The following is a 26,237-nucleotide window of genomic DNA, read 5'->3' as shown; positions in this document are numbered from 1 at the left end:
AAAAAAGAAACTGCATAAGCAGTTTCCACCTAAATTTTTAATTATTAATTCTTCACTTTTAATTTTCTAAATCTATTATATGATGCCATTATTTCTTGTTTTCTTGGCATAGCAAAGCTTCCGTATCCACCTTTTATCTTATCTATATCTATTAGATTGTTATCTAAAACCTCATAAGCTTTATCTACAGCTTCTTTTAGGTTTAAGCCTTTATTCATTAAATTAATTTCTACGTACTTCATAAATGCACCAATGGTATTTAGTTGCTCTGAATCTACTATTTGCTCTACAGCTCTTAAATCTATATTTTCTTTATTTATAGAAATTCCATCTACTCCTAAAGACTTAGTTTTTACTCCTTTTGGTCCAAACTCTATTGTTCCTTTTTGTAAAATTCTCTTAGTATTTATAGTAACATCAATTTCCTTATTATGATCTACTATTCCTCTGCTTAATGATTTTGCTCTTTCTGTAACTTCAAAAGGCTCATAATTATCCATTTGAATTACTAAATCAGCTATATCAAAAAAGTCTCCACAACTTCCCGCTACAAGTATCGTTGAAATTCCTAATTTATTATAAAGACTTTTAGCTACATCTATATAAGGTGTTATTGGTTCCTTTTCCTTTGCCACTAATTGTTGCATTATACTATCTCTAATCATAAAGTTTGTTGCAGAAGTATCTTCATCTATTAGTAATGTATTAGCCCCTGCTTCAATTCCTTCAACAATATTAGCAGCCTGCGAAGTACTTCCACTAGCATTTTCAGTATCAAAGCTAGTTGTATTCTTTCCATTAGGAAGATTGTTTATAAAAAGACTTATATCTGTCTTACTTATAGCTCTTCCATCTTCTGCTCTTACCTTTAAAGCTGTATCTTCTGTAATTACAAATTCTCTTCCATCACCTTCTATATGGTTATATACTCCTAATTCTAAAGCTCTTAGTAATGTAGATTTACCATGATATCCACCACCTACGATAAGTGTTATTCCTTTAGGTATTCCCATTCCTCTTATAACTCCCTTATTAGGCGTATTAAATTCCACTTCAAGCTCTTTAGGTGATATAAATCTTTTTCCATCTCTTAATGGTCTTGATGATACTCCACTTTCTCTAGGAAGTATTGAATTATTAGCTACAAATGCTACTAATCCTCTATTATTAAGATTTTCTCTAATATATGTTTGGTCTTCAACAAGTTTTACTCTATTTATTAACGCTTTATAATCTATATTATTGTATATAAGTGTATTCTCTACTAAAGTAGGTACTACATTAAATAATATTTTTTCCAACTCTTTAGCTAATACACTTCTTCCTTTTGCAGGGAATCCAACATAAAATCTAACTTCTATTTTACCTTTATCAAATATAACTGAAGTCCTGTCCAAGATTTCTTGAGGACATCTACTAATTTCAATTAATCCACTTTTTCCTGAACCAAATATCTTTTCACCATATTTTCGTATATTTTTACTAAATAATCTAGTTAGAAAATCGCATACTGCTATATTTTTGTATTTTAAATCTAATAAGCTACTAGGAAATTTAGCTACATTATTATCTACTATTATTCTTACTCTTGAAGGTGATGCAAAAGGATCACCTTGAACATGATCTATACTCAAAATAAAGTTTCCAAAATCATATTGTCCTTCTAAATCTTTATATGATTTATATCCTCTGCCATCTATTCTCTGTAATTCTCTTTTTAAATCATTTTGATTTTTCATGCTACTCCCCTTTTACTTCTGAAAAAAATTCATCTATTAATTTTTCACTAGCTCTTCTATACATATTGCTCATATTTACAAATGAACAAAGAAGTAAGAATTTCTTTTCAAAATCACCCTGTAAATCAGATTTGCTTTCTATTAATGCTTCTATCTCTCTTTCTTTATCAGCAACGCCCTTTTTAAATTCTAATACATCATTTTCTGATTCATCTAGAAATGAGCCATATAATTCTCTTAAAGGATAAGATTCATCTTCTGAGAAACTATCAATTATTTTATTTAAGCTTAGCTTTATATCATTAATAGATAAAGCCCCTTTCAAATTGTATATTAATGACATAAGTATTATATGTTCTTTTGTATACTTTTTATTTTTGATAGGTAATAAAAGCTTTCCCTTAGCATAATTATTTATCATCGTCTTAGTTAGAATCTTATCATCTTCAGTTCTTTTTAATGATGATAATTTTCCTTCAAAAAGTTGAATAACTTGATCCATATATAAATCAATTTCAGGGATATCATCCATAGCTATTCCATTTATAAAATCCATATCATTTATTAATTCATTTATATCCATACTTCCTCCTAGTAGTTTTTCAAACTACATTTAATAGTTCATTATATTTTAATAATAATAGTATTTCAAAGATATTTCAAGAAAAAGCCAAATATTCAATAATAAATAAGTAAATTCTGCTAAAATCAACTTTGACTGTAAGTACCATTTGGTCAATAATATAAATATAATATCACATAGTTTTAAAAACTATATTGTATCGTGAGGTGTTTTTATGTATAAAAAATTAAGAGAACCAATTAACTCTATTACTCATTTATCTGGTGCTGTATTTTCATTTATTGCTTTATTCGCAATGTTAGCTAAAGCCTTTGTAACAAATGCTTCTAACATATCTATTGCATCCGTAACTATTTTCGGAATTAGCTTAATACTCTTATATACTGTATCAGGAACTTATCACGGTATAATTTCTTCTGATAAAATAATTAACTTTTTACAAAAATTAGATCATTCAATGATTTTTATATTAATAGCTGGTTCTTATGCTCCATTCTGTTTGATTGCATTAGGTGGAACATTAGGAAGAAATATGTTTTTAGTTATGATTTCAATAGCAATTGCAGGAATAGTATTTAAGCTTTGTTGGTTTAGTGCTCCAAGATGGTTACAAACAGCTCTTTATATAGCAATGGGTTGGAGTGCAATATTTGTTATTAAACCACTATCTGCAGCTTTATCACCTATAAGTATCTTCTTATTAGTACTTGGCGGAGTATTTTATACAATTGGTGGCGTAATCTATGCTACTAAATCACAAAAATTTAAAATAGGTAACTTTGGATTTCACGAAATATTTCATGTATTTATATTATTAGGTAGTTTAACTCACTTTATTTGTGTATTTACGTACTTATTATAAAAATAAACCGAAGTAAGGCAGGTAAAATTATGAATTTATCCTATTCACTTAGAGCTTATGAAGAAGGAATGGCTGATGGAATAAAAGAAGGCCATTTTTCCTTACTAATTAAATTACTAAAGAAAAAATTTAAACACATACCTGAAAAATATATAGATTTATTAACTGATTTAGAAAATGATACAATTATCTCTATTGCATTAAGAATTTTTGAATTTGAAACTTTAGAAGATTTAGATGTATTTCTTTTGGTTAATAAGAAATAGTGGTTGTTTTATTCGACCACTATTTTTTATTATCTTCATCCTTTTATTCCATATATAACCTATAAATTCATTTCATCCATAGCTCTTTTTTTATCGAAAATATATATTAATACACTAAAAGCTATTAAAACTCCTAATAATCTTTTTCTTCATTTTTTGTTAGGAAAATTTTTACAAAGATATTTTTTGTAATTTTCTCACTAATTCACTTGACGAATAATGTATATTTATATGTAAAGTTAAAGACTTTATGTTATAATAGCTGAAGAATAATAAATGAAATGGGGTATGTTTAGTGATTAATGTAATAAACGTAAGTTTAAGATACGGATCTCGTAAACTATTTGAAGATGTAAATATCAAATTTACTCCTGGTAACTGTTACGGTGTTATAGGTGCTAACGGTGCTGGAAAGAGTACATTTTTAAAGATATTATCTGGAGAGGTTGAACCAAATACTGGTGAAGTAATAATTGCTCCAAATACTAGAATGTCTGTTTTAAAACAAGACCATTACCAATATGATGAGTTTCAAGTATTAGAAACAGTTATAATGGGTAACAAAAGATTATATGACATAATGAAAGAAAAAGATGCTTTATACGCTAAGCCAGATTTCTCTGATGAAGATGGAATAAAGGCTGCTGAACTTGAAGGTGAATTTGCTGAGCTTAACGGTTGGGAAGCTGAATCAGAAGCATCATCATTATTACAAGGATTAGGAATAGGAACTGATGCTCACTACAAAACGGTTTCTGAATTAACTGGTGGAGAAAAGGTTAAAGTATTACTTGCTCAAGCTTTATTTGGTAACCCTGGAATATTAATTCTAGATGAGCCTACTAACCACTTAGATATAAAATCAATCAAATGGCTTCAAGATTTCTTAGGTGATTTTGAAGGAACAGTTATAGTTGTATCGCATGATAGACACTTCTTAAACGAAGTATGTACTCATATGGCTGACGTTGACTTTGGTAAGATTAAGTTATATGTTGGTAACTATGACTTCTGGTATGAATCAAGCCAATTAGCTACTCAAATGGCTAAAGACCAAAACAAGAAAAAAGAAGAAAAGATTAAAGAATTACAAGAGTTCATCGCTAGATTCAGTGCTAACGCTTCTAAATCTAAGCAAGCAACATCTCGTAAGAAGTTATTAGATAAGATTACATTAGATGATATCCAACCTTCAAGCAGAAGATATCCTTTCGTTGGATTTAAACCTGAAAGAGAAGTTGGTAACGACATATTAGTAGTTGAAGGATTATCTAAAACTATTGATGGAGTTAAAGTTTTAGATAACGTAAGCTTCAGAGTAAATAAAGAAGATAAAATTGCTTTCATCGGTAACGAAATAGCAATAACTACTTTATTTAAAATAATTAACGGAGAAATGGAACCTGATGCTGGTGCATATAAATGGGGAATAACTATTACAACTGCTTACTTCCCTAAAGATAACTCAGAATTCTTCAACGATTGTACTTTAAGCTTAGTTGATTGGTTAAGACAATTCTCTGAAGAAAAATCTGAAAGTTACATAAGAGGATTCTTAGGAAGAATGTTATTCTCTGGAGAAGAAGCTTTAAAAGAAGCTAACGTATTATCTGGAGGAGAAAAGGTTAGATGTATGCTTTCTAAAATGATGCTTTCTAACGCTAACGTATTAGTTTTAGATGGACCTACTAACCACCTTGACCTTGAATCTATTACAGCTGTAAATAATGGTTTAAAAGACTACAACAGTAACGTACTGTTTGCTTCTCACGACCACCAATTTGTGCAAACTGTAGCTAACAGAATAATTAAAATTGATGATAATGGATCAATCTTCGATAGATCTATGACTTACGACGAATTCTTAGAAAAATTCGGAGAATAATTAAAAGTGGCCAAATGGTCACTTTTTTTATTTAAGTTTATACTCTTTATAAAGCTCCCAAGTATGATTGCTCCACTTATAGATACATATGTTATCAAAATAGCTTTCAAAATAACAAGGTCTCAATTGAACATAATCCCATAGTTCAGTAAATTTTCTTCTTACATTTTTTGATGACACAGTTACATGAAATACTTTATTTTTTCCATCTTTTTTATCAAAATTAATGTAAGGTATCCTCTCTAATTCATCTATTAATCTATCATGAACCTCTTTACCCTCCTTAGACATGTTAAGCTTCATATAAACAACCCTATCATCAAAATGATCATATTCATCTATTATTAACGGAGATTTTTTTTCATGACTACAGAAATTTTCTAAAGTTTTTTCTAACAATTCAATACTACCTTCATGCTCAAAAGGTGCTTTTATAGTAAAATGTGCCGGAAGTTTAGAAGATTTAAGTCCTAAATCATTAAAGACATCTTTTCTAAGATTATTATTAAATTCTCCTGCTTCACCTTTTATTATAGCTACTATAACATATGTCTCACTCATAATACTTTCTCCTTCACTAATATTTTTAATAATTATATTTATATAATTTCCTTATTGTAATAATATAAAACTTTATTTAGCATAATAAAAAAAGCGACCCAAAGGCCACTTTTTTTATTAACACTTAAAAATTAGTTAAATAAATTTATAAGAGATTTCTCTTTCATTTACTGCTAATTTTTACTATTAATTTTTAATTAAATTAAGCTGCTTCTTCTACTTTGTGTTCTTGATGGCTTTTTTCAGCTGAAACTTCCCAATGGATTACGAAAGCAAGCACTGCTCTTAACACTATAATAGCACCTAATATCCATATTTCTTCCATTTTAGTTACTAAAACAGTTTTTAGTATCTCTGCACCCATCTTAAATTCTAGAGCTAAAGATAAAGCTTGTCCTAAATCTATTTTTATGTTGTAATGACCTTTTCCTATTAAATTCATTACGTATTCTCCAAAAGCCTTTACCCCAGCTACTAAGATAATAACTACACCTATTAGCTCTAATAAGCTAATAACTACTGGGATAACGCTTTCTAATAAATGATGTAACATAAAAAAATTCCCCCCCCCTATATTATGTAAAATTCCTTTACTATTATAATCCATATATATCATTAAATCTATATAAAGTTAACATAAATATGTTAATATAATAATAAACTTACAAGATTAAAATTTTTTTCTAGGAGAAATTATTATGATAAAAATTTATAATAGAAATACTCAAAAGTACGATGTTGAAAATGTTGCAGGAGGAAATTATATAAAATGGTGTTATGAATCTCCTGTAGGAAAAAGCTTAACAGAACTATTAATAAAGAAAAAACTCTTTTCTAAGATTTATGGAAATTACTGTGATACTAATTTTAGCAAAAAGAAGGTTTCAAGCTTTATTAAAAATTTTGATATAGATATGTCCGTATGTAAAAATAATATAGATGATTTCAAGAACTTTAATGATTTCTTTATTAGAGAATTAAAGGAAGATGCTCGCCCTATAGATAAAGATAAAAGTAAACTTATCTCTCCTGGTGATGGACGTCTAATTGCCTATACTGATATATCTATAAATGATTTAGTTCAAGTAAAAAATATAACTTATAGTTTATCAGAACTTATTCAAGATGATAGTATTGCTAAAGAATACGAAGGTGGAGTTTGCTTAATACTAAGGTTATGTCCTACCGATTATCACAGATTTCATTTTATAGATTGGGGTACTTGTGAAAAAACACACTTTATTCCAGGTAATTATTATTCAGTTAATCCAACTGCATTAGAAAGAGTTTCTAAGCTTTACTGTCAAAACAAGCGTGAATGGTGTGTATTTCATTCTGAAAACTTTGGTGACATTATTCATGTAGAAGTTGGTGCAACTTGTGTTGGGTCAATAATTCAAACTTATAAAGAAAATACTCATATTTCAAAAGGTGAAGAAAAAGGCTATTTTAAGTTTGGAGGCTCAACCACTATACTTTTATTTAAATCTAATACTATAATAGTAGATGAAGATATTCTTACTCAATCATCTTTAGGATTTGAAACAAAAGTAAATATGGGTGAAACTATAGGAAAAAAGTTTAAATAATTTTTTGGTATTTAGAATGGAGGCTTATATATGGGGGATTTAATTTATAGATTACTTTTATTTTTAAATGATAGTCGTGAAGAAACATTAAACTATACCATAGCATTAACTATGATTCGCAATATTAGGGATATACCTAATATGACTATAAATAAACTAGCTGATATGTGTTATACATCACCAGCTGCTATCAGTCGTTTTTGTCGCAAACTAGGTTATTCTAGTCTGTCAGAATTTAAAAAAGCTTTATCTATTTCAATTAATACTAATTTTGATAATAGTTTTTCTAAGCCAAGAGGATTTAAAACTAAGAGAAATAGAGAAGAAATTCTAGAATTAATGCATGATGAAATTTGTAATGAACTTACACTTACTAAAAACTCCTTAGATTTAAAACTTATAGACAGAGTTATTGATTTAATTTATAGAAGTGACCACATTTGTATATTTGGTACTTTATTTTCTCAATTAATGTGTCAACAATTACAAACTAATTTCGCAAGAGTAGGAAAACTAATAAATATAGCTACTGATATCCAAGCTCAAGAAAAGCTTGCAAGCTCATTAACTCCTAATTCTTTAGCTATACTTATTTCTCCAACTGGTAGATTCATAGCTTACCATGAACGTGTATGGAACAACCTTTTGGCTACTGATTGCAAAATTGTTACTATAACAGAAAATAGAGAAAATAAATATAAAGAAGGTTCTGATTACATAATTTATCTAGCCCAATCAGAGTACAATAATCAATACTCGCCAGAAAACCAACATGCTCTTATGATGCTAGTTGAATATCTATTTATAAGATACGCAGATTTATATAGCCACTACTAATGGCATTTAAAAGTTATACTATTAATTATAAATAATTGATAACTTTAATTTCATAAAAAATAAAGCCAGCATATGCTGGCTTTATTCATTAACTTTCACTTTTAATTTTTAACTAAAATTCAGCTCTTTCTACTTTTTCAATTTGCTCTATAACATTCTTGAATTGTGGTAAGTATTTTTTGTGAGCTAATAACATTTCGTTTAATAATTTTCTTCCTTCAGTATCATCAGATACTAATGGGTTAGTTGTCATTGCTAGTAATGCAGTATTGTAATCTCCAGTATATGCAGCTTCTGCAGCTAATCTTTCAAATGCTTTGATTTGAGAAACTAAACCTTGAGCAAAGATTGGAAGATCAGTAACTGTATCAACTGGTACTGGCCCGTCTTTAGTTATCTTACAGCTAATTTCTATAGCTGACTCATCTTCAAACATCTTTAATCTTCCGTTGTTCTTAGTGTTTACAGCTAAAACTGTTCCCTTATCATTATAGATACTTGAAATAACTTCACAAGCAACATCTGAGTAGTGAGCTCCACCTCTCTTAGATAACTCTTCTGGTTTTTCTTGTAACTCAACATTTTTATATAATTCAAATAAGCTCTTTTCAACAGCCATAACAACTTCAGCTCTTGTTTGACCTTTTTTGTATTCTTCTAATTCATGCTCAAGCATATCTCTCTTCTTATAGTAATATCTATGATATGGACATGGCATTAATCCTGTTGCTTTTATGAAAGCTGGATCCCATCCCATTGCAGCAATATTAGCCATTGATTGAGAGTTATCGCTGTTTAACATTTTTTCCATTACTTCTGCAGTAACATCATTTCCATCAAGGTATACTCTTTGACCATATACCATATGGTTTAATCCAACTTGGTCCATAGTTATTCTTGACTTATCTACTCCTAGTAAATCAGCAGCTCCAAATTCCATTCCTATTGGAACATTACATACCCCTATAACTTTCTTGTGATCACTATATCTTAATAACGCTTCTGTAACTACTCCAGCTGGGTTTGTAAAGTTAATTAACCAAGCATTTGGACATAAGTCTTGCATTTCTTTAGCTATATCTAAAATAACTGGAACTGTTCTTAAAGCTTTGAAAAGCCCACCTGCTCCATTTGTTTCTTGACCTAAAAATCCGTGACTTAGAGGAATTCTTTCGTCCTTAGCTCTAGCTTTTAATAATCCTACTCTTAATTGAGTTGTAACGAAATCAGCATCTTTTAAAGCTTCTTTTCTGTCTAGAGTTAAATGTATTTCCATTGGCACTCCAGCTTTTTCTACCATTCTCTTAGCTAAAGCTCCAACTATTTCTAATTTTTCTTTTCCTTCTTCTATATCTACAAGCCAGTATTCTGCTACTGGTAATTCACTATATCTCTTAATTAATCCTTCTACTAATTCTGGTGTATAGCTTGACCCTCCACCAATTGTAACTATTTTTAAACCTTTTTTACTCATGGCACTTCATCTCCCCTTCACATCTTATGTCTCTATTATAAAGTAATATTTGTATTATTATTTTCATTTTTTGAAAACGAAACCATGGATGTGATAAAAAGCTTTTATTTGTCTATAATTGCTTTTATGTTCTTAATAAATTTATTTTCATCTCCATCAAATATTACTATATGTATTCCCATCTCTTTTGCTCTTATTGAAACTGGTCCTTTACATGGTTCTCTTGTAGCTACAAGAATCTTATATGCATTCTTACCTCCTATTTTATTTGCATATACATTTAACTCATTTAGAGCCATTTCATTATATTTTTCACTATCTTTACAAGATATTACTATAGGCACAGAATCTTTAACAGCTACAACATCAACTTCATTTCTTACAATTCTATTTTCATTGCTCCAAAGAAATACAACACCATTTCTTGCCTCATCTATTTCTTTTATTTTTTTTATTAAATTATTAGTTGCAATCTCTAACCAAGTTCCACTTTTAAACATAAATCCTTTTATATACTTATTCAAAAATGTTACTTCAATATTTTCATTTTTCTCAGTATATTGTAGTTCATTCATATCTTCTAACTTTTTAAGTATATTATTTAATAATACTTTTTCCTCTTGAGTTAGCAACTTTATATTAATCTCTATTTTGTTTGGAGCTTCTTCAATATGCTTAAATATATTTGTATCATATAATTTTTGTTTATGCTTATTCCAAATATCTAAATGTTTATATATCTGCTCTGATAAATATATTAAATCTTTTTTATTACATAGCTCTGAAGAATCTTCTACTAATTCTCCTCCTGCTGCATTAATAATATCTTTTATATCTAAATCATCAAATTCTTCATATGTTAAATCTATTCCATTATTAAATGTATATATTTTTTTATTTTTGACATCCGTATATATAGCTTTTATATTATTTTTTATACTAAGTTCTAATAAAGCTAATGAATTTATTCTCTTTCCACCTGTAACATTAATTATTAAATCATCACTTCTATTTCTTTTAACTAAATCTGTTAGCTTATCAATTTCTCCTTCTTCAATAATTACATCATTCATTTTTACAGTAGGAAAATTTTTATTATAATAATTTTTTATATTATCAATTAAATCCACCTGATTATTTTGTCTAATAAATATAACTTCATTAACTTTATATCTAGTTGTAGCTAATATATTTCCTTCATTGTGTTCATCTAATTGGTTAATTAATAATCCCACTTGTTTTTACCTACTCTTTCTATATAAATTAGTATTATTAATTTGCCCAAAATAAAAAGCACTTATTTATAAAAATAAATAAGTGCTTGGCAGAGCGTAAAGGAATCGAACCCTTAATGCGCCGTCCGTAGCGGCGTGTTATATCCGTTTAACTAACGCTCCACATTAACAATTCCTATGATATCACAAAGATTAACATTTTTCAAGAATAAATCATTAATTATTCGCTTAGATAAATATCTGAGAATTCTATTTCTAACATTTGTATTTTACTAGATATACTATTATCAATTCCTTCTATATGTTCTTCTAAAATTCTAGGAATAGTAACTATAAACTCTGCACCTTCATTTTCTCTACTATTTATGCTTATATTTCCACCATGAGCCTTTACTAAGTAATTTGTTAAATCTAAGCCTATTCCACTTCCTATATACTCTTTAGCTGATCTATTAGAACATTGATAGAATCTATTAAATATTTTATCCTGTTCTTCCTTGGATATTCCTTTTCCTTTATCTTTTACAGATATATTAATATTTTAACTATCTATATTTAAATATACAAATATTTCAGAATCCATTGGTGAAAACTTTATTGCATTAGATAACAAATTCATAACTATTCTATCTATAGCTTCTGGGTCTGCAGAAACTATACATTCTTCTTTATTAGTATCAAATATTAATTGAATATTTTTCTCTAAAGAATACCTCTCTATGCATTCAACAGTGCCTTCAATCATTGATACAATATCCATATTTCTTTTTTCTAGTTTATAATAATTATTTTCTAACCTACTAGTATCAATTAAATTATTAATCAACTTTAATATTTTATAACTATTTCTTTTTATTATATTCATGTATCTCTTTTCATCTCTAATGTTCCAATCATTGTGCTCAATAAACTGTAAAGCAGAAATAATAACATTTAGATGACTACGCATATCATGAGTTATATTTAAAGTGAAATTTTCTTTTTTTTCATTTTCTTGTTTTAAATAATTAACCTCTTCTTCAAAATCATTTATAATCATTTGTAAATTTTCATCTAAATTATTACCTCTTATTCCCATATTTCCTCCTATATTCCCCAAGTAAACCTTTATTCAAAATTTTACCATATTTCTATTTATAAAACAAGTTTAAATAAAATTTTACTAAAAAACTAATTATTAACTGTAATTTAATGTATAAAGTTAAATTACTTTGTTAATAAAAAAATCCAGCATAACTGGATTTTTTTATTACATATCATTTTTATTTATCTTTATAATATCATCATACACAACAAAATTTATTCCAAATATTAATATTAAACCTCCAATAAACATTGTATATTTACCTATAGGCAATATTAATCCTAATATAGTTGGTAAAGTTATTGAATACATTGCAAGCTTAAATATATTTCCATAAGATAATCTTTGTTTATTTAGTAGCATACTTAATAATCCGGCTAATGACATCATGAATGAGTAGAAAAGCATATCTATAAATTTAATTATAATTATTATTGGTATCATAAAATATTTTAGTACTCTTAACTCTTTTATAAATAAATCTATTACTTGGTTATTAAAATCTATTTTATCTAACCCAAAATCAGCATATTTATAAACAATCTCTTCACTACCATTTTTAATTACAATTCCATCCTTTAAAATTACTGTAGATAAATCCTTATGAACAGTAATATTTCTTAAGCTATCTACTTCATCTACAGTTTTATCCGTATCAACTAATAACACTGTACTTCCCTGCTCTTCTTTATATGGTGATGTTTCAAAATTTAACAATCCATTCTTCATTTCAAAATTTAATTTTCCATCTTGGTATGCTTTATAAATAACCTCTTCTACTACCCCTATTGTACTAACAACTGTTATACCTTGAAATAATCCAAAAATTGTAGCCAGAATAAAAACATATAAGAAAGCTTTTCCTAATGTATCTTTTGCTAAATATATATATCTTTTAGGATTTAAACTCCACTTAAATCTATTTATCATATTTATTTTTTCTTTCATGATTCCTCCACATATGTAAGAATTTATTCTATCTTTAGTATATCATAATTCTCCATGACCTATATGTATAATTTCTGTAAATTTAAAAGTAATTGTTTATTTTTCTCAATATTGGTCAAAAATTACTATATAGCGAATTTAGGAGGGATTTTTATTGGATTTTAAAAAATCTAGAATTACTATATTAAAAATATTAATATCTACTGTATTACTATTTTTATTAACTTTATCGGTGAATTATTATATTAATTATAATTATTCAAAAACTTTAAATACTTTCTATTCAGAATTTAATCAATGTGATTTTAATGATGCAAAAGAAACTTTATCTGATAATAGTTTTGTTTTAAAACTAAAGAAAAAAGCTATGACATCAGAAGTATCTAAATACTTTACTTCTATTATAACTACATTGTGTAATGAATTAAAAAATAATAATATTACTTCTGATCAGGCTGTTACTGTATTTAAAGAAATAAAAAGCTATGATATTCTCGATGAATCTTTAGATAAATTAATCTTAACTTTAGATCAAGACTATGTATTAGAAGATTCTTCACTTTATAAACATTATTTAGATTTAGCATTAGAAAAATATAATGTAGGTCAGTATTCAGAAGCTATAGAGATGTTTTCTAAAATACCTTACTCTCAGCTTGAATATTATAATACAGCACAAGACTATATAGAAAAATGTAAGGACTCTTATAAACAGTCTCTATTTAATGAAGCTGATAAATTATCTGAAGAAGATTATTATACAAAAGCTATAGATTTATTATCAAATGTAGACGAATCAATTGTATCTTCTACTGATAAAGATATACAAAACAAAATATCTTCTATAGAAATAGCTAGAGAGGAATATTTATCTTCACAATATTATATAGATAATGCTCAACCTACTTCTACATCATTATTACAAAATCTAAATTCTGAAACAATAAATACATTAAATATAGAAAGTAATACACCGTATCTTATATATGTAAATTTAAATGATCAAAAAACTTATGTTTATGAAGGTTCTAGTAATAATTGGACCTTAGAAAAAGATTTTCCTTGTTCTAGCGGAATAGAAAGTGAGGCTACACCTAAGGGTGTATATACTATAACAGGACGTGGTGATTGGTTCTACTCTGATGAATATGAACAAGGTGGCAAGTATTGGGTTCAATTCTGGGGTGATTATTTATTCCATTCACTACCTTATGACGAAACTCAAAATACAATAGTTGATTATACTTTAGGAGTTCCTGCATCTCATGGCTGTATCAGATTGGCTGTTGAAGATTCAAAATGGCTATTTGAAAACATGCCTGATGATACAAAAGTAATAATAAACTAATAATTAAGAAAAAATAATTAATGATTAATATAGGAATTATTTAAAACATTTCTATATTAATCATTTTTTTAATTCACTAATATTAGGTAGTTTTATTTTTATTATGCTAAAATAAAATTATATTTTATTTTATAGTAAGGATGAATTTGATGAATATTAATATTCCTAAAAATGTTAAATATATTATAGATACATTTTATCAAAATAATTATGAAGCTTATATGGTTGGTGGCTGCGTTAGAGATAGCCTTTTAGGTCTTTCTCCTAAAGACTATGATATTACAACTTCAGCTACACCTAATATCACAGAAAATCTATTTTCAAAAACAATTCCTACTGGTATAGAACACGGTACTATTACTGTAGTTATAGAAAAAGAGAACTTCGAAGTAACCACCTATAGAACTGAAGGAAAGTATGTTGATAATAGACGCCCAGAATCTGTTCATTTCGTTTCAAATTTAAAAGAAGATTTGTCTAGAAGAGATTTTACCATAAATGCCTTTGCTTATAATGATAAAGCTGGCTTAGTAGATTATTTTGGTGGTTTAAATGATCTTAATAATAAGATTATTAAAGCTGTTGGTGACCCTAATATAAGATTTCAAGAAGATGCTCTTAGAATGCTTAGAGCTATCAGATTCAGTGCTCAATTAAATTTCACTATAGAGACTAATACGCTAAATGCAATTAAAGGTAATTGTAACTTAATTAAAAATATAAGTATTGAAAGAATTAGAGATGAGCTATGTAAATTACTTATAAGTGATAATCCATCAAAAGGTCTTATTCTTTTAAGAGATACAGGAATTTTAGAATTAGTTTTACCTGAGATAAATTCTTTAGTTCAATATACTCCATTGTGTAATAACCATAATAGAGATGTTTTTGAACATACTTTGAAAGTAATAAATAATACTGAATCTGACCTTCTTCTTAGACTATCAGCTTTATTTCATGATGTTGGTAAGCTTAATACCTTAGTAGCCTTACCAAATGGTCATCACTACTTTCCTGAGCACAACATAGAAAGCGCTAATATGACTAAAGACATATTAAAAAGGTTGAAGTTTGATAATGAAACTATTGATAGAGTATGTGCTATAATTTATGACCATTTAGTTCTAATGCCTAGCTATATGCCTACTGATGGTGAAATTAAAAGATTATTAAATCGAGTTGGTCCAAAAAATATATTTATTTTATTTGAATTACAGAGAGCAGATATAAATTCATTATGGGATCCTGTTCCGTTTTTAACCAAAGTAGATTATATATCAAACAAAACTAAAGAAATACTTGAAAATAAGGAACCTTTAACTATTAAAGATTTAGATATAGATGGTTCAATTTTAATAAAAGAGTTAGATTTAAAACCCGGAAAAGTTTTAGGTGATATTCTTAATTACTTATTAGAAAAAGTACTTGATGATAAAAACTTAAACTCTAAAGATAAACTTATAAACTTATCAAAAAGTTATTTAAATAACTTAAATGACTCACATTAACTTATTTAACCTATTTGTTATGTGAGTCATCTCTACCAACTGATATTGCTGAGTTTATATAATATTTTTAATACTGACATACATGACTTACCTATTTTTTATATAATATATATCTAAATGAGTTTTTCTTTTTTAATTTTTTTATTTTGCATATTATACTCATTAAATTTACGTAAGTCATGTATATCATGTTATAAAGTTAGTAATTTCAATGCTTTTCTTGACTTTCACAAAATAATTAATATAAGTTATGTAAGTCACAGTATTATATATCTATCATCTCTATGAAATGAACCCTCACTATAACCTAACAACTTTATCAATATAAAATAAATAAAGGTAACTTTCCTTTACCTGCTTTCCTGTTACTTTTTCTAAAGCTTCTTTATAATAAGCAAGTTGAGTTCTATATCTATCTATAATATCTTCTTCTTTTCCTTCTTCTACATAATCAGTTTTATAATCTACAAGAACTATTTCATTATCTTCTTGGAAGAAAAGATCTATAATACCTTGAAGTCTTACCTTTTCATCTTCGTAAATTTTTTTTTCTAAATTTTCTCCTAACTGTAAACTACTTACCTCTGTAAAGAAAGGAAACTCCCTACGAACTAAATTATTATTATTGAAAGCTTTTAATACTCTTTTTCCCAAATCGCTAGTATAGAAGTTATATATCTTTTTAAACCAAATCGTTGATGCCTCTTGTTCTGTAAGAGATTTATCTAATACCATTTCTTCAATTTGTGCTTTTATCTCACTTATAGAGTTAACTCTACTTAAATTCAGTTTTTGCATAACATAATGCATTATAGTTCCTCTTTCAGCTGCACTTAATCCTTTTTCTTCTTGTAAGAATTTTGGCTTAATTAGAGGCTTTTCTTTGAATATTTCTAAAGTTGCTATTCCATCATATTCATAATCACTCATCTTTAAATCTGATACAGATACATTACTTGGAAGCATTGCTCCTTCTTTATACTTATATTTATATCCAAGTCTTCTTTCTATTTCTTTATCTATAGATTTAATATTTTCAGCCTCTTCAATTAAATTTATTTCATTTTGTTCATCTACTACTTCAATTTCCTTGTTAGTAATTAATAAATCTTTATTCCAGAACTTAATCTTCCATTTAGAATAATCAACTCTAACAAGATCCCTTGTTACTCCTGCTACTTCTCTTAATATTTCTCCATCAGCATGCTTACACATAGCTAAGGCAATCCAATCTAAGTATGACTTTCCTTTCAATACTTCTGAAGGTAATATTATTTTTTCATCTAATGATGCTGAAGAAACCCAATTATTAATAGCTTTTTCTAAATCTCTTGTAGCTCCTGTTATTATTAACTTCTCTTTTGCTCTTGTAAATGCTACATAAAGAATTCTCATTTCTTCGGATAATGTTTCAAGTCTAATTCTTTTCTTTATAGCTTCCTTTGCTAATGTAGTATAAGCATTTCTTTTTTCTAAATTTACATAATCAGGTCCAAAGCCTAGCTCTTCATGATAAAGAATAGATGAATTTAAATCCATTAAGTTAAATTGCTTTCCTGTACCTGCACAGAATACTACTGGGAACTCAAGACCTTTACTTTTATGAATACTCATAATTCTAACTACATCTTCATTTTCTCCAAGTACCTTTGCACTTCCCATATCTCCTGAGGATTTTCTTAACTTATTTATAAAGTTTATAAAGTTAAATAATCCTTTAAAGCTTGTGCTTTCAAACTGTTTAGCTCTTTGGAATAAAATCTTTAAGTTTGCCTGTCTTAACTTACCATTAGGCATTGCTCCAACATATCCGTAATAAGCTGTATCCATATATAGATACCATATAAATTCATCTATTGGAGTGTATACTGATTTTTCTCTCCATACATTTAAGTTATCTATAATAGATATACACTTTTCTTTTAACTCTTTATTAGCTTCTATATTTCCTTCTGAAACTTCTTTTATAATTTCATAAAAATATAAATCTTTATTTAATAATCTTAAATCACTTAACTCTTCAGCTGAAAACCCTACTATTGGCGATCTTAATACTGCTATCATAGGGACATCTTGAAGTGGATTATCTATTATCTTTAATAAAGACATTATTGTTCTTATTTCTATAGACTCAAAATAACCACTACCTGTATCTGCATACACTGGTATTCCTTCATTCCCTAGCTCTTCTAAAAATATTTCTGACCAATTTTTCGTAGCTCTAAGTAAGATAACAATATCTTTATACTTTATATTTCTATATTCATTAGTATCTTTATCAAATACTTTAAAAGTTTTTCCATCTTTTTCAGTAAACAACTCTTTTATTCTTTTACTTATAATCTTAGCTTCTAGGGCTATAGAATCAACATCTTCTTCCTCTTCAACCTTTTCCCCATCTTCTCTTTCTTCTATTACCTCAACTTCTTCAACCTTAGCAATTCCTGACTTATCTAATATATGTAGTTCGATTTCTCCACCTACAACAGTATCTAAATCAGTATTTTCCTTATAGCTAGCACCTAAATTTAATGCTTCTTCATCTGTATATTCAAGCTCACCAACTATAGTAGACATAACCATCTTAAATATATAATTTGAGCCGCTAATTACTTCCTCTCTACTACGGAAATTTTTATATAATTGAATCTTTCTATCTCTACCGCCTTCTTCAAGAGGATACCTATTATATTTATCTAAGAATAGTTCTGGTTTAGCTTGCCTAAATCTATATATACTTTGTTTTACATCTCCAACCATAAATACATTAGGTTCATCTAAATTTTTTCTAGAAACTAAATCTATTATGGTCTCTTGAACATTATTAGAATCTTGATATTCATCTACTAAAACCTCATCAAAATACTCTCTAAAATGTTCTGCAACTTGTGAAGGAATTACATTGCCATCTTCATCTTTATCTATTAATATTTTTAAGCATAGGTGCTCTAAATCGTTAAAGTCTAAAAGATTCTTATCTCTCTTCCTTTGAGTAAATCTCTCGCCAAACTCTAATGTTATATTAGCTAAAGTTTTCATACATGGATAAACTCTCTTTATACCTTCTAATGCTTCTTCAGGCGTAAAAGTAAAACTATCCTCTATAAGCTTTGCAAGCTTCTTCTTTATCGAATCTCTTATGCCTTTAACTGTGGCTTGAGCATTTTCATCTGATACTTTATTTTTTCTTACTACTGGAATTCTACCAAAGCTTATTAGTTTAAAAGCTTTATACATTTCTTCTAATCCACCATTTAGAGAAGCATACGCATTATCTAAATAAGATAGCTCTGTAGTAAATGTCTCTATATACGGTTCTAAGCCATCTGTTTCTTTTATTATTTCGATAGCTTTATTCATCATATTTATAAAGCCATTTAACTCTACACCTAAATTACTTCTTAATACATTAATCCACTCGGTTTTATCTAAATCAGCAACTGTCTCTATATTAAATTCTTCTGCCTTTTCACTAAGCCATTTTTCTGGCCAAGGCCCACTCATTGAAAAGCTATATAATCTTAAAATCATATCTTTTAATTTTTCATCATCTCTTGAACCACTATAAGATTCAACTAAAGTTTTAAAATTATCGCCATCATTTTCATATAATTCTTCAAAAAGCTCTTCAATTATTTCATTTTTCATAAGAGTACATTCTGTATCATCTGCAATTCTAAAGCTTGGGTCTAAATCTATAGTATAGAAATAGTTTTTAATTACATCTAAACAAAAGGAATGCATAGTAGTAATATTTGCTCTACTTAAAAGAGTTAATTGTTTTTGAAGACTTTTAGAGTCCGGTCTATCTTCTAATTTTTTAGATATAGCATTTGCTATTCTCTCTCTCATCTCTGCAGCTGCTGCACTTGTAAATGTAACCACTAATAACTTATCTATATCTACTGGATTTTCTTCATTTGTGATTATTTGAATTATTCTTTCTACTAATACAGCTGTTTTTCCTGAACCAGCTGCCGCTGCTACTAACAAGTTACATCTTCTTGTATATATTGCTTCCGACTGTTCTTTAGTCCATTTAGTCTCTCCCATAACTCTACTATTCCTCCTTCTGAACCTTTTCTTCTATTGCTTCCCATACCTCTTCTTTATTCTTCTTAACTACTATTCTATACTTATTATCCTTTATTGAAGTATCAAACTGACATATAGATGAGTAATCACAATAGTCACAATATATAACCTTTGATGATTTACAAGGTTCTATCTTAACATCTCCACTTAGCATATCTTCACATAGTTCTACCATCTTGTCATTGACATATTTTCTTAATATATCAAACTGCTCTTCAGATATTACAGAACTACTATTTGAAAAGCTTCCATCTTTATTAAACTTAGCAGGAATTATTAATGAATAAGTCTCCATAGTATTATCCATAGCTCTAACTAAATCAGCATCTTTTAAGATTAAGCCATTCATCTTTAGCTTTTTAAGAACTTCATCCTTTATCTCATCCTCTGATAGTGATTTTTTAGACTTTATTATAGGGTCATCTATTCTGAAATAAAGAATTGCTCCTGGCATACACTGCTTACTAAGAATCTTCTTAGAGTTTCTTAATATTGCATCTAAATAAACTAAAAGCTGTATTTGAAGTCCATAATATAATTCACTTAAATCAAAACTCTTTGAGCCAGTCTTATAATCTACTATTCTTATATATGTTTCTCCATCTAGCTCAACTTTGTCAATTCTATCTACTCTACCTTTTAAATAAACACTTTCATTAGATGGTAGCTTTAATTCTATTGGGTCTGAATCTTTAAAATCTCCAAAATCAAATTCATTTTTAAATATTTCAAATTCTCCTCTTCTCATTTGCTCTGAAATAACTGTAACGGATTTAGTTATTGTCTTTTTAAATCTTTCTGAGAAATACATGTATTTTTTATTACTATTTAAAATTGAATTAGATTCATTCTTAAGCTTCGTATCTACTAATTCATTTACTATATCTCTACATTTATCCTTAGATAGTTCAGACCATAGCATATGTTCTTTCTTTATCTTGTTTGTAAACTGATCTAAGATTTCATGCATAAATGAACCTAAGTCAGGTGCTGAAAACTCATAAACCTTTCTATCTTTAGCCTTTAATCCATACTGAACATAATAGCTAAATGGACATTGAGCATATTTCTCTAATCTAGATACACTAAATATAAGCCTTCCGTTATCATTACTATATAATTTTTTGATTTTTTCTCTTGGAATCTTTTCAGCTAAATTTGAGTATTTTAATCCTTTAAAGATAATATCAGCTCTCTTAGCAAAATCATCATTCTTCTCAAACCACTTATATGCTTGTAGCCAATACTCTTCTATTTTTTCCTTTTCACATTCTCTTCTTAAAGCTCCAACAAGTTCATTAAATGTTGGTATTGGTGCTGTTATCTTATAATACTCATCACCATTTAAACCTTCATTATAAAGTTCACTTTCTTCTTTTAGACCTTTAAAAATCTTCTTTATTCTAGGAATAACTATAGATGGTCTTAAGGACTTTCCTTCAAAATCAGCCATAGGGTAAGTTATCATTAAATATTCTGATGCAATAGTTAATGCTGTATAAACCATAAACTGTTCTTCAAAAACTCTACTTCTTGTATCTGAAGCTAACTCTATTCCTAGTTCTCTTAACTCAATTCTATCCCTATCAGACAATATACCTTCATCTTTATTTGTAGAAGGTAATACACCATCATTTACTCCTACAATATATAAAGCCTTCACATCTCTACCTTTTATTCTTGCTATATCACCTATATTAACCTGGTCTAAGGCCATTGGAATTACACCAACTTCCTGCTCTTCAAAGCCAGTTCTAAGGATTCTTGTAAAAGTATTTATATCTAATACTTCATCCCCTAATACTTCAACAGCTTGATCTAAGATATCCATAACTATAGATGGTACTTGTTCATATTCCTTTATCTTATCTTGTAATCCAATACTATTGAAATTTTCAAGCCATTCTTCCATAGTTTCTAAAGCTTTTATATCTAATAAGAATTCATATATAGCTTCACAGTATTTTCTTACTGTAACATCATTTTTTATTTTTTTAGATAAAACCATTATTGGCTCTCTTATTTCCTCCATAATATCAGCCATTTGCTTTTCTTCATCAGACATTTCCTCTGCATTAGCTTCATACAAATCTCTAGTCCACTTAAAGCCCTTTATCCCATTCGCTAATATATAATTTTCTAGTCTATCAATAAGATATTGGTCTAATTTTATAAGGCCACTTTTAACATACTTAAATACACTTTCATAAGACCAATTTGATATTATAACTTCTAAAGCTGATATTATTAAAACAACTAAAGGATTATCTAATATCTCTCTCTTTTTATCTAAGAAAAATGGAATATCATATTCATTTAAAATAACAGTTGCTATTTTCTCATAACTATCTATATCCCTACAAACAACGGCTATGTCTCTATACCTATATCCCTTATCTCTAACAAGTTTAAGTATGTCTTGAGCTACATATTCAATTTCACTGTAATTATTATTTGCTTTATATATTCTTATATCTTTACACTTGCCTGTAAAAGTTCTAAAAGGATAAGAAAAGAAATGTCTTTCAAGATGCTTTAATTCTTCACTATCTTTAAATCTATAAGGAGATTTTTTATTTAAATTTATAGGTTCCATATACGATATATTATTTTCTTTCATACCTTTAAGAATCCTATTTTCAGTATTCTTTATAACATCAAAAATATCTGTATCATCTTCACTAGATAATTCTAAATTATCAGTACATAAAGTTATATTCACTGTTTTACACTTTTTAGCTAACAATAATATTACTTCTAATTGTTGTGGAGTAAATGTTGTAAATTCATCAACCCATATTTCAGCTCCATCATATAAACTACACTCTTTTAACTTATCAGCAAGAATTGTTAATACATCTTCTCCATCAATATATTTTCTATGTAAAGTCTCATTAAAGTTAGTATAAATATCCACTAAATCACTTATCTTCTCTTTTAAATCTTTATCTTCTATACTTTCTTGTTTTTCATGTAAAATTTCCTCGGAAATATTATACTTTTTAAATTCAGTGATTGTTTTAGACACTGTGCTTATAAATCCTTGTTGCTTACTTATTCTATTAAAGTATTTAAGGTCATCACCTTTTTCTTTTAAAAGCTTATAAATAAGCATGTTTTTACCCGAATCACTAACTATCTTATTTGTCCTTCCACCACATTCATCAAAAACTCTATTAGCCATTCTTTTAAAGCTTAAAACCTCAGCCCTAAGTAATGCTCTTTCTCCTATTTCACTTAATAACTTTTTTTCACTTTGAAATGTATACTGCTCTGGAACAAGGAGAATTAACTTATTATCATCATCATTGTCTATCTTTTTTCTTATCTGATCTAAGCAGAACTTACTTTTTCCAGTACCTGCTCTACCAAATATAAATCTAATACTCATAAATAACTCCTTTTAATCTTATATTTTAATACTTTCCTAACCTTCACTAAACTAACCAATTTATATATTTATTTTACTATAAAAAAGAGCAAGGTATAAACCTTGCTCCTTATTATATATAATATTATTTTTCTGTTATTGCTAACGCCGCAGCTCCTAGTACTCCCGCTTGTCCTCCAAGCTTAGCTTTTTCTATTGAACAGTTTTCTGCAAATACACTTAGGCATCTTTCTGCAACTACTTTCTTAACAGTTTCAAGAACTATATCTCCACCGTTAATTACTCCACCACCCATAACAACTTTTTCTGGGTCTAAGTGGCTCATTACATTTCCTACTGTAATTCCTAAGTAATATAAAGCACTGTCTAATATTCTCTTAGCTTCTGCATCTCCTTCAGCAGCCTCTATAAATACTTCCTTAGCTGTAACATTATTATATTTCTTTAAAGAAGTAACTACTTTACTAGCAACAGCTTCCTTTGCTCTCTTTCCTATTGCAGTACCTGAAGCAAAGCTTTCTGCACATCCAACATTTCCACAACCACATCTTGGACCTTCTTTGCTTACAGTCATATGACCTACTTCTAAAGCATTAGCTGTATTTCCTCTATATAATTTTCCATTGATGATTGCTCCACCACCGATTCCAGTACTTACAGTTATATAAACCATATTTTCAGTACCTTTTCCAGCACCAAACATAAATTCTGCTAATGTAGCAACATTTGCATCATTATCTAAATAAGTTGGTAAATCATATCTTTCCTTTAAAACATTAACTATTTCAAAATTTTTAAATGGTAAATTAGATGTTTCAATTATTATCCCTTTTTTAGCATCTAAAGGTCCTGGTGAGCCTATTCCGATAGCTTTTATTAAATCTTTATCTACCCCAGCTATAACAGAATCTATAGTGTTTATAATTCTTCCAGCAACTGCTTCTTCGCCTTCTTCAGCAAGAGTTTCAACTATTTTTTCGTTTATTATATTTCCTTCTAAATCTACTAGAGCTGTGTATATTTTAGTCCCACCTAAATCTACACCTACAACATATTTTTTTTCCATATAATATCCCCTCCACTTAATTTACACTTTAATAATTTTAAGTATACCATTTTAACATTACGTTTACAATTGTTAGTATAATCCTTTAGTAAAATTTATAATAAATTTTTTGGACACAAAAAAACAGCATCTTATTAGATGCTGCTTGGCGGAGAACAAGAGATTCGAACTCTCGCACCGGTTTAACCCAGCCTACTCCCTTAGCAGGGGAGCCTCTTTAGCCACTTGAGTAATTCTCCACTTTTGGCGGAGAGAGTGGGATTCGAACCCACGGTACGCTCACACGCACGCCGGTTTTCAAGACCGGTGCCTTAAACCAACTCGACCATCTCTCCGTGTTACAAGAATTATTATATCAGCGGTGTTTTATACTGTCAACATATTTTTTATATTTTTTTATATTTTTTTTCACATAATTTTTATCATATTGATAACATTAACAATTGTAATGGTAATCTTGAAAAATTTAAACAAAACTAACTTTTATATAACAAGTCTTATTCTCAATTGATAATTATAATTGAGAATAAACTCTTGTTTTACTAAGGATTTTATATTATTATTTAAATATCAATTGAAATTAGTTTATCGGAGGTTTATATGAATACTCGATTTGACGAGGCTAATAAAGTCACTATGCTCTCCATTCTATGGAATGTAATATTAACTATAATAAAAATATTTGCTGGTATTTTAGGTAGATCTAGTTCAATGATTGCTGATGCAATGCATTCAGCATCAGATATAATAAGCTCCATAGGAGTTTTGATAGGAAATAAGATATCAAAAACTCCAAATGATAAAGGTCATAATTATGGTCATGAAAAAGCCGAAACTCTAGTTTCATTTTTGCTTTCAATTTTACTAATATATGTTTCACTTAAAATAGGTTTTAATGGAGTTAAATCATTGTTTCACTTAGATCAAGTTAAAATTCCAACTATTTTACCTCTAATAGTATCAGTTATTTCTATAGCTATAAAAGAATATCAATATAGAATAACTATTAAAGTAGCTAAAAAAATTAACTCACCATCATTAAAAGCCGATGCTTGGCATCATAGATCAGATGCATTATCTTCTATTGCAGCTTTTATAGGAATTGGTGGTTCAATGTTAGGTTTTAAAGCTTTAGATCCTATTGCTGCTATAGTAGTTGCACTTTTTGTTGCTAAGGTTGGTTTTGATATATTTAAAGATTCAGCTAATGAGCTTATGGATTGTTCTATAAGTGAGGAAGAAGAATCTAAAATAATTGAAATAGCTAAAGAAACTGATGGAGTTATTCACTTAGGTGAGCTTAAATCTAGAAAGCATGGAGCTATGGCATATTTAGATTTAACTATTTGCGTTGATAAAAATCTAACTGTTTTTGAAGGCCATGAAATAGCTAATAATTTAGAAAAATGTTTACTTGAAAAGATGAGTTTTATAAAAGGTATAACTGTTCACGTTGAACCTTGTATAAATTGCAATGATACTATTTGCTTAAAATAATATTAAAATAATAGAAGGGGCTGTATCAAAAAAAATTTGATATTTGCCGATAAAGAAAAGGAAGTTCGAATTTGAACTTCCTTTTTTGCGCATAGTAATAATATGAAAAACTTCACAAAAAATGTGATTCCTATGCAACAAATAGGATTTGCATTACAGGTTCCTTTTATACCAAGTGAAGATGATTCAGTAAGATTGCTATTTGAAGTTACGGAGGGATTAGATTTTACAGATTTATATAAAACATACTCTACATTAGGTAGAAATCC

At 28.1% G+C, this 26,237-nt stretch carries 20 protein-coding genes and 3 tRNA genes; 8 read left to right on the top strand and 15 right to left on the bottom strand.

Annotation, left to right across the window (positions count from 1 at the left end):
• Positions 1-44: 44 nt before the first annotated feature.
• Complete coding sequence (locus H8S10_RS01475; RefSeq protein WP_055265204.1) at positions 45-1,739, bottom strand: ABC-ATPase domain-containing protein; 1,695 nt, start codon at positions 1,737-1,739, stop codon at positions 45-47.
• A 1-nt stretch (position 1,740) separates the two neighbouring features.
• Positions 1,741-2,322, bottom strand: a complete 582-nt coding sequence (locus tag H8S10_RS01470) for a DUF1836 domain-containing protein (RefSeq protein WP_055265206.1) — start codon at positions 2,320-2,322, stop codon at positions 1,741-1,743.
• A 214-nt stretch (positions 2,323-2,536) separates the two neighbouring features.
• On the opposite strand from H8S10_RS01470, the gene H8S10_RS01465 reads away from it, so the two are divergent.
• From H8S10_RS01465 to H8S10_RS01455, 3 genes are all read left to right on the top strand, one after another.
• Complete coding sequence (locus H8S10_RS01465) at positions 2,537-3,184, top strand: hemolysin III family protein (protein ID WP_186837718.1); 648 nt, start codon at positions 2,537-2,539, stop codon at positions 3,182-3,184.
• A gap of 29 nt (positions 3,185-3,213) precedes the next feature.
• The gene (locus tag H8S10_RS01460; protein ID WP_055265210.1) at positions 3,214-3,450 is read left to right on the top strand and encodes a DUF4351 domain-containing protein; all 237 of its coding nucleotides are present in this window, start codon (positions 3,214-3,216) and stop codon (positions 3,448-3,450) included.
• Positions 3,451-3,745: 295 nt separating this feature from the next.
• A complete protein-coding gene (locus H8S10_RS01455; RefSeq protein ID WP_055265212.1) occupies positions 3,746-5,335 on the top strand; it encodes an ATP-binding cassette domain-containing protein in 1,590 nt (529 codons plus the stop codon).
• A 27-nt stretch (positions 5,336-5,362) separates the two neighbouring features.
• On the opposite strand, the gene H8S10_RS01450 is transcribed toward H8S10_RS01455, so the two are convergent.
• Together H8S10_RS01450 and H8S10_RS01445 are read right to left on the bottom strand one after the other, a co-directional pair.
• The gene (locus H8S10_RS01450) at positions 5,363-5,896 is read right to left on the bottom strand and encodes a 2'-5' RNA ligase family protein (RefSeq protein ID WP_186837717.1); all 534 of its coding nucleotides are present in this window, start codon (positions 5,894-5,896) and stop codon (positions 5,363-5,365) included.
• A gap of 202 nt (positions 5,897-6,098) precedes the next feature.
• Complete coding sequence (locus H8S10_RS01445) at positions 6,099-6,449, bottom strand: DUF1622 domain-containing protein (protein WP_055265216.1); 351 nt, start codon at positions 6,447-6,449, stop codon at positions 6,099-6,101.
• Positions 6,450-6,594: 145 nt separating this feature from the next.
• Between H8S10_RS01445 and H8S10_RS01440 the strand changes: the two genes are divergently transcribed.
• Both H8S10_RS01440 and H8S10_RS01435 read left to right on the top strand, forming a co-directional pair.
• Positions 6,595-7,485 carry a phosphatidylserine decarboxylase gene (locus H8S10_RS01440; RefSeq protein WP_186837716.1) on the top strand — a complete coding sequence of 297 codons (891 nt, stop codon included), beginning with the start codon at positions 6,595-6,597 and terminating at the stop codon, positions 7,483-7,485.
• 30 nt (positions 7,486-7,515) lie between these two features.
• Complete coding sequence (locus H8S10_RS01435) at positions 7,516-8,322, top strand: MurR/RpiR family transcriptional regulator (protein ID WP_186837715.1); 807 nt, start codon at positions 7,516-7,518, stop codon at positions 8,320-8,322.
• Positions 8,323-8,434: 112 nt separating this feature from the next.
• Here the strand turns inward: H8S10_RS01435 and H8S10_RS01430 are convergent, their stop codons facing one another.
• The 6 genes from H8S10_RS01430 to H8S10_RS01410 all read right to left on the bottom strand — a co-directional run bounded on the left by H8S10_RS01430 (position 8,435) and on the right by H8S10_RS01410 (position 13,063).
• A complete protein-coding gene (locus H8S10_RS01430) occupies positions 8,435-9,796 on the bottom strand; it encodes a 6-phospho-beta-glucosidase (RefSeq protein WP_055265222.1) in 1,362 nt (453 codons plus the stop codon).
• 104 nt (positions 9,797-9,900) lie between these two features.
• Positions 9,901-11,031, bottom strand: a complete 1,131-nt coding sequence (locus tag H8S10_RS01425) for a DUF1887 family CARF protein (protein ID WP_186837714.1) — start codon at positions 11,029-11,031, stop codon at positions 9,901-9,903.
• An 87-nt stretch (positions 11,032-11,118) separates the two neighbouring features.
• Positions 11,119-11,193 (bottom strand) — tRNA-Arg (locus H8S10_RS01420).
• A gap of 58 nt (positions 11,194-11,251) precedes the next feature.
• On the bottom strand, positions 11,252-11,563 hold the full coding sequence (locus tag H8S10_RS18040) for an ATP-binding protein (RefSeq protein WP_347707657.1): 312 nt from the start codon (positions 11,561-11,563) through the stop codon (positions 11,252-11,254).
• 9 nt (positions 11,564-11,572) lie between these two features.
• A complete protein-coding gene (locus tag H8S10_RS18035) occupies positions 11,573-12,109 on the bottom strand; it encodes a HAMP domain-containing sensor histidine kinase (RefSeq protein WP_243175815.1) in 537 nt (178 codons plus the stop codon).
• Between the two features lie 171 nt (positions 12,110-12,280).
• Positions 12,281-13,063, bottom strand: coding sequence for a DUF1189 family protein (locus H8S10_RS01410; protein WP_186837713.1), 783 nt, complete (start codon positions 13,061-13,063; stop codon positions 12,281-12,283).
• Positions 13,064-13,217: 154 nt separating this feature from the next.
• Here H8S10_RS01410 and H8S10_RS01405 point away from each other — a divergent pair, with 154 nt between their 5' ends.
• Positions 13,218-14,411 carry a L,D-transpeptidase gene (locus H8S10_RS01405; protein ID WP_186837712.1) on the top strand — a complete coding sequence of 398 codons (1,194 nt, stop codon included), beginning with the start codon at positions 13,218-13,220 and terminating at the stop codon, positions 14,409-14,411.
• A gap of 149 nt (positions 14,412-14,560) precedes the next feature.
• A complete protein-coding gene (locus H8S10_RS01400) occupies positions 14,561-15,919 on the top strand; it encodes a CCA tRNA nucleotidyltransferase (RefSeq protein WP_186837711.1) in 1,359 nt (452 codons plus the stop codon).
• 300 nt (positions 15,920-16,219) lie between these two features.
• Here H8S10_RS01400 and addA read toward each other — a convergent pair whose 3' ends face one another.
• The 5 genes from addA to H8S10_RS01375 all read right to left on the bottom strand — a co-directional run bounded on the left by addA (position 16,220) and on the right by H8S10_RS01375 (position 24,806).
• Positions 16,220-19,972, bottom strand: coding sequence for a helicase-exonuclease AddAB subunit AddA (gene addA / locus H8S10_RS01395; protein ID WP_186837710.1), 3,753 nt, complete (start codon positions 19,970-19,972; stop codon positions 16,220-16,222).
• Positions 19,973-19,979: 7 nt separating this feature from the next.
• Positions 19,980-23,405 (bottom strand): helicase-exonuclease AddAB subunit AddB, encoded by a 3,426-nt coding sequence (gene addB, locus H8S10_RS01390; RefSeq protein ID WP_186837709.1) that lies wholly within the window; start codon positions 23,403-23,405, stop codon positions 19,980-19,982.
• Between the two features lie 124 nt (positions 23,406-23,529).
• Positions 23,530-24,471: an ROK family protein gene (locus tag H8S10_RS01385; RefSeq protein ID WP_055268517.1), complete on the bottom strand. Its 942-nt coding sequence runs from the start codon at positions 24,469-24,471 to the stop codon at positions 23,530-23,532.
• Positions 24,472-24,617: 146 nt separating this feature from the next.
• Positions 24,618-24,710: transfer RNA gene (locus H8S10_RS01380), tRNA-Ser, on the bottom strand.
• A gap of 5 nt (positions 24,711-24,715) precedes the next feature.
• Positions 24,716-24,806 (bottom strand) — tRNA-Ser (locus H8S10_RS01375).
• Positions 24,807-25,071: 265 nt separating this feature from the next.
• On the opposite strand from H8S10_RS01375, the gene H8S10_RS01370 reads away from it, so the two are divergent.
• On the top strand, positions 25,072-25,968 hold the full coding sequence (locus H8S10_RS01370; RefSeq protein ID WP_186837708.1) for a cation diffusion facilitator family transporter: 897 nt from the start codon (positions 25,072-25,074) through the stop codon (positions 25,966-25,968).
• The last annotated feature ends 269 nt before the right edge of the window (positions 25,969-26,237 follow it).

The sequence above is a fragment of the Clostridium sp. NSJ-49 genome, from assembly GCF_014287725.1.
Taxonomy (GTDB): domain Bacteria; phylum Bacillota; class Clostridia; order Clostridiales; family Clostridiaceae; genus Clostridium; species Clostridium disporicum_B.
This window is presented reverse-complemented; position numbering and strand designations above follow the sequence as displayed.

Excerpts from the sequence above, each read along its gene's own strand:
- H8S10_RS01440 (WP_186837716.1), top strand. The coding sequence starts at position 6,595 with ATGATAAAAATTTATAATAGAAATACTCAAAAGTACGATGTTGAAAAT.
- addA (WP_186837710.1), bottom strand. The coding sequence starts at position 19,972 with ATGGGAGAGACTAAATGGACTAAAGAACAGTCGGAAGCAATATATACA.
- H8S10_RS01460 (WP_055265210.1), top strand. The coding sequence starts at position 3,214 with ATGAATTTATCCTATTCACTTAGAGCTTATGAAGAAGGAATGGCTGAT.
- H8S10_RS01465 (WP_186837718.1), top strand. The coding sequence starts at position 2,537 with ATGTATAAAAAATTAAGAGAACCAATTAACTCTATTACTCATTTATCT.
- H8S10_RS01400 (WP_186837711.1), top strand. The coding sequence starts at position 14,561 with ATGAATATTAATATTCCTAAAAATGTTAAATATATTATAGATACATTT.
- H8S10_RS01435 (WP_186837715.1), top strand. The coding sequence starts at position 7,516 with ATGGGGGATTTAATTTATAGATTACTTTTATTTTTAAATGATAGTCGT.
- H8S10_RS01370 (WP_186837708.1), top strand. The coding sequence starts at position 25,072 with ATGAATACTCGATTTGACGAGGCTAATAAAGTCACTATGCTCTCCATT.
- H8S10_RS01450 (WP_186837717.1), bottom strand. The coding sequence starts at position 5,896 with ATGAGTGAGACATATGTTATAGTAGCTATAATAAAAGGTGAAGCAGGA.
- H8S10_RS18035 (WP_243175815.1), bottom strand. The coding sequence starts at position 12,109 with ATGGGAATAAGAGGTAATAATTTAGATGAAAATTTACAAATGATTATA.
- H8S10_RS01430 (WP_055265222.1), bottom strand. The coding sequence starts at position 9,796 with ATGAGTAAAAAAGGTTTAAAAATAGTTACAATTGGTGGAGGGTCAAGC.
- addB (WP_186837709.1), bottom strand. The coding sequence starts at position 23,405 with ATGAGTATTAGATTTATATTTGGTAGAGCAGGTACTGGAAAAAGTAAG.
- H8S10_RS01385 (WP_055268517.1), bottom strand. The coding sequence starts at position 24,471 with ATGGAAAAAAAATATGTTGTAGGTGTAGATTTAGGTGGGACTAAAATA.
- H8S10_RS01445 (WP_055265216.1), bottom strand. The coding sequence starts at position 6,449 with ATGTTACATCATTTATTAGAAAGCGTTATCCCAGTAGTTATTAGCTTA.
- H8S10_RS01470 (WP_055265206.1), bottom strand. The coding sequence starts at position 2,322 with ATGGATATAAATGAATTAATAAATGATATGGATTTTATAAATGGAATA.
- H8S10_RS01410 (WP_186837713.1), bottom strand. The coding sequence starts at position 13,063 with ATGAAAGAAAAAATAAATATGATAAATAGATTTAAGTGGAGTTTAAAT.
- H8S10_RS01475 (WP_055265204.1), bottom strand. The coding sequence starts at position 1,739 with ATGAAAAATCAAAATGATTTAAAAAGAGAATTACAGAGAATAGATGGC.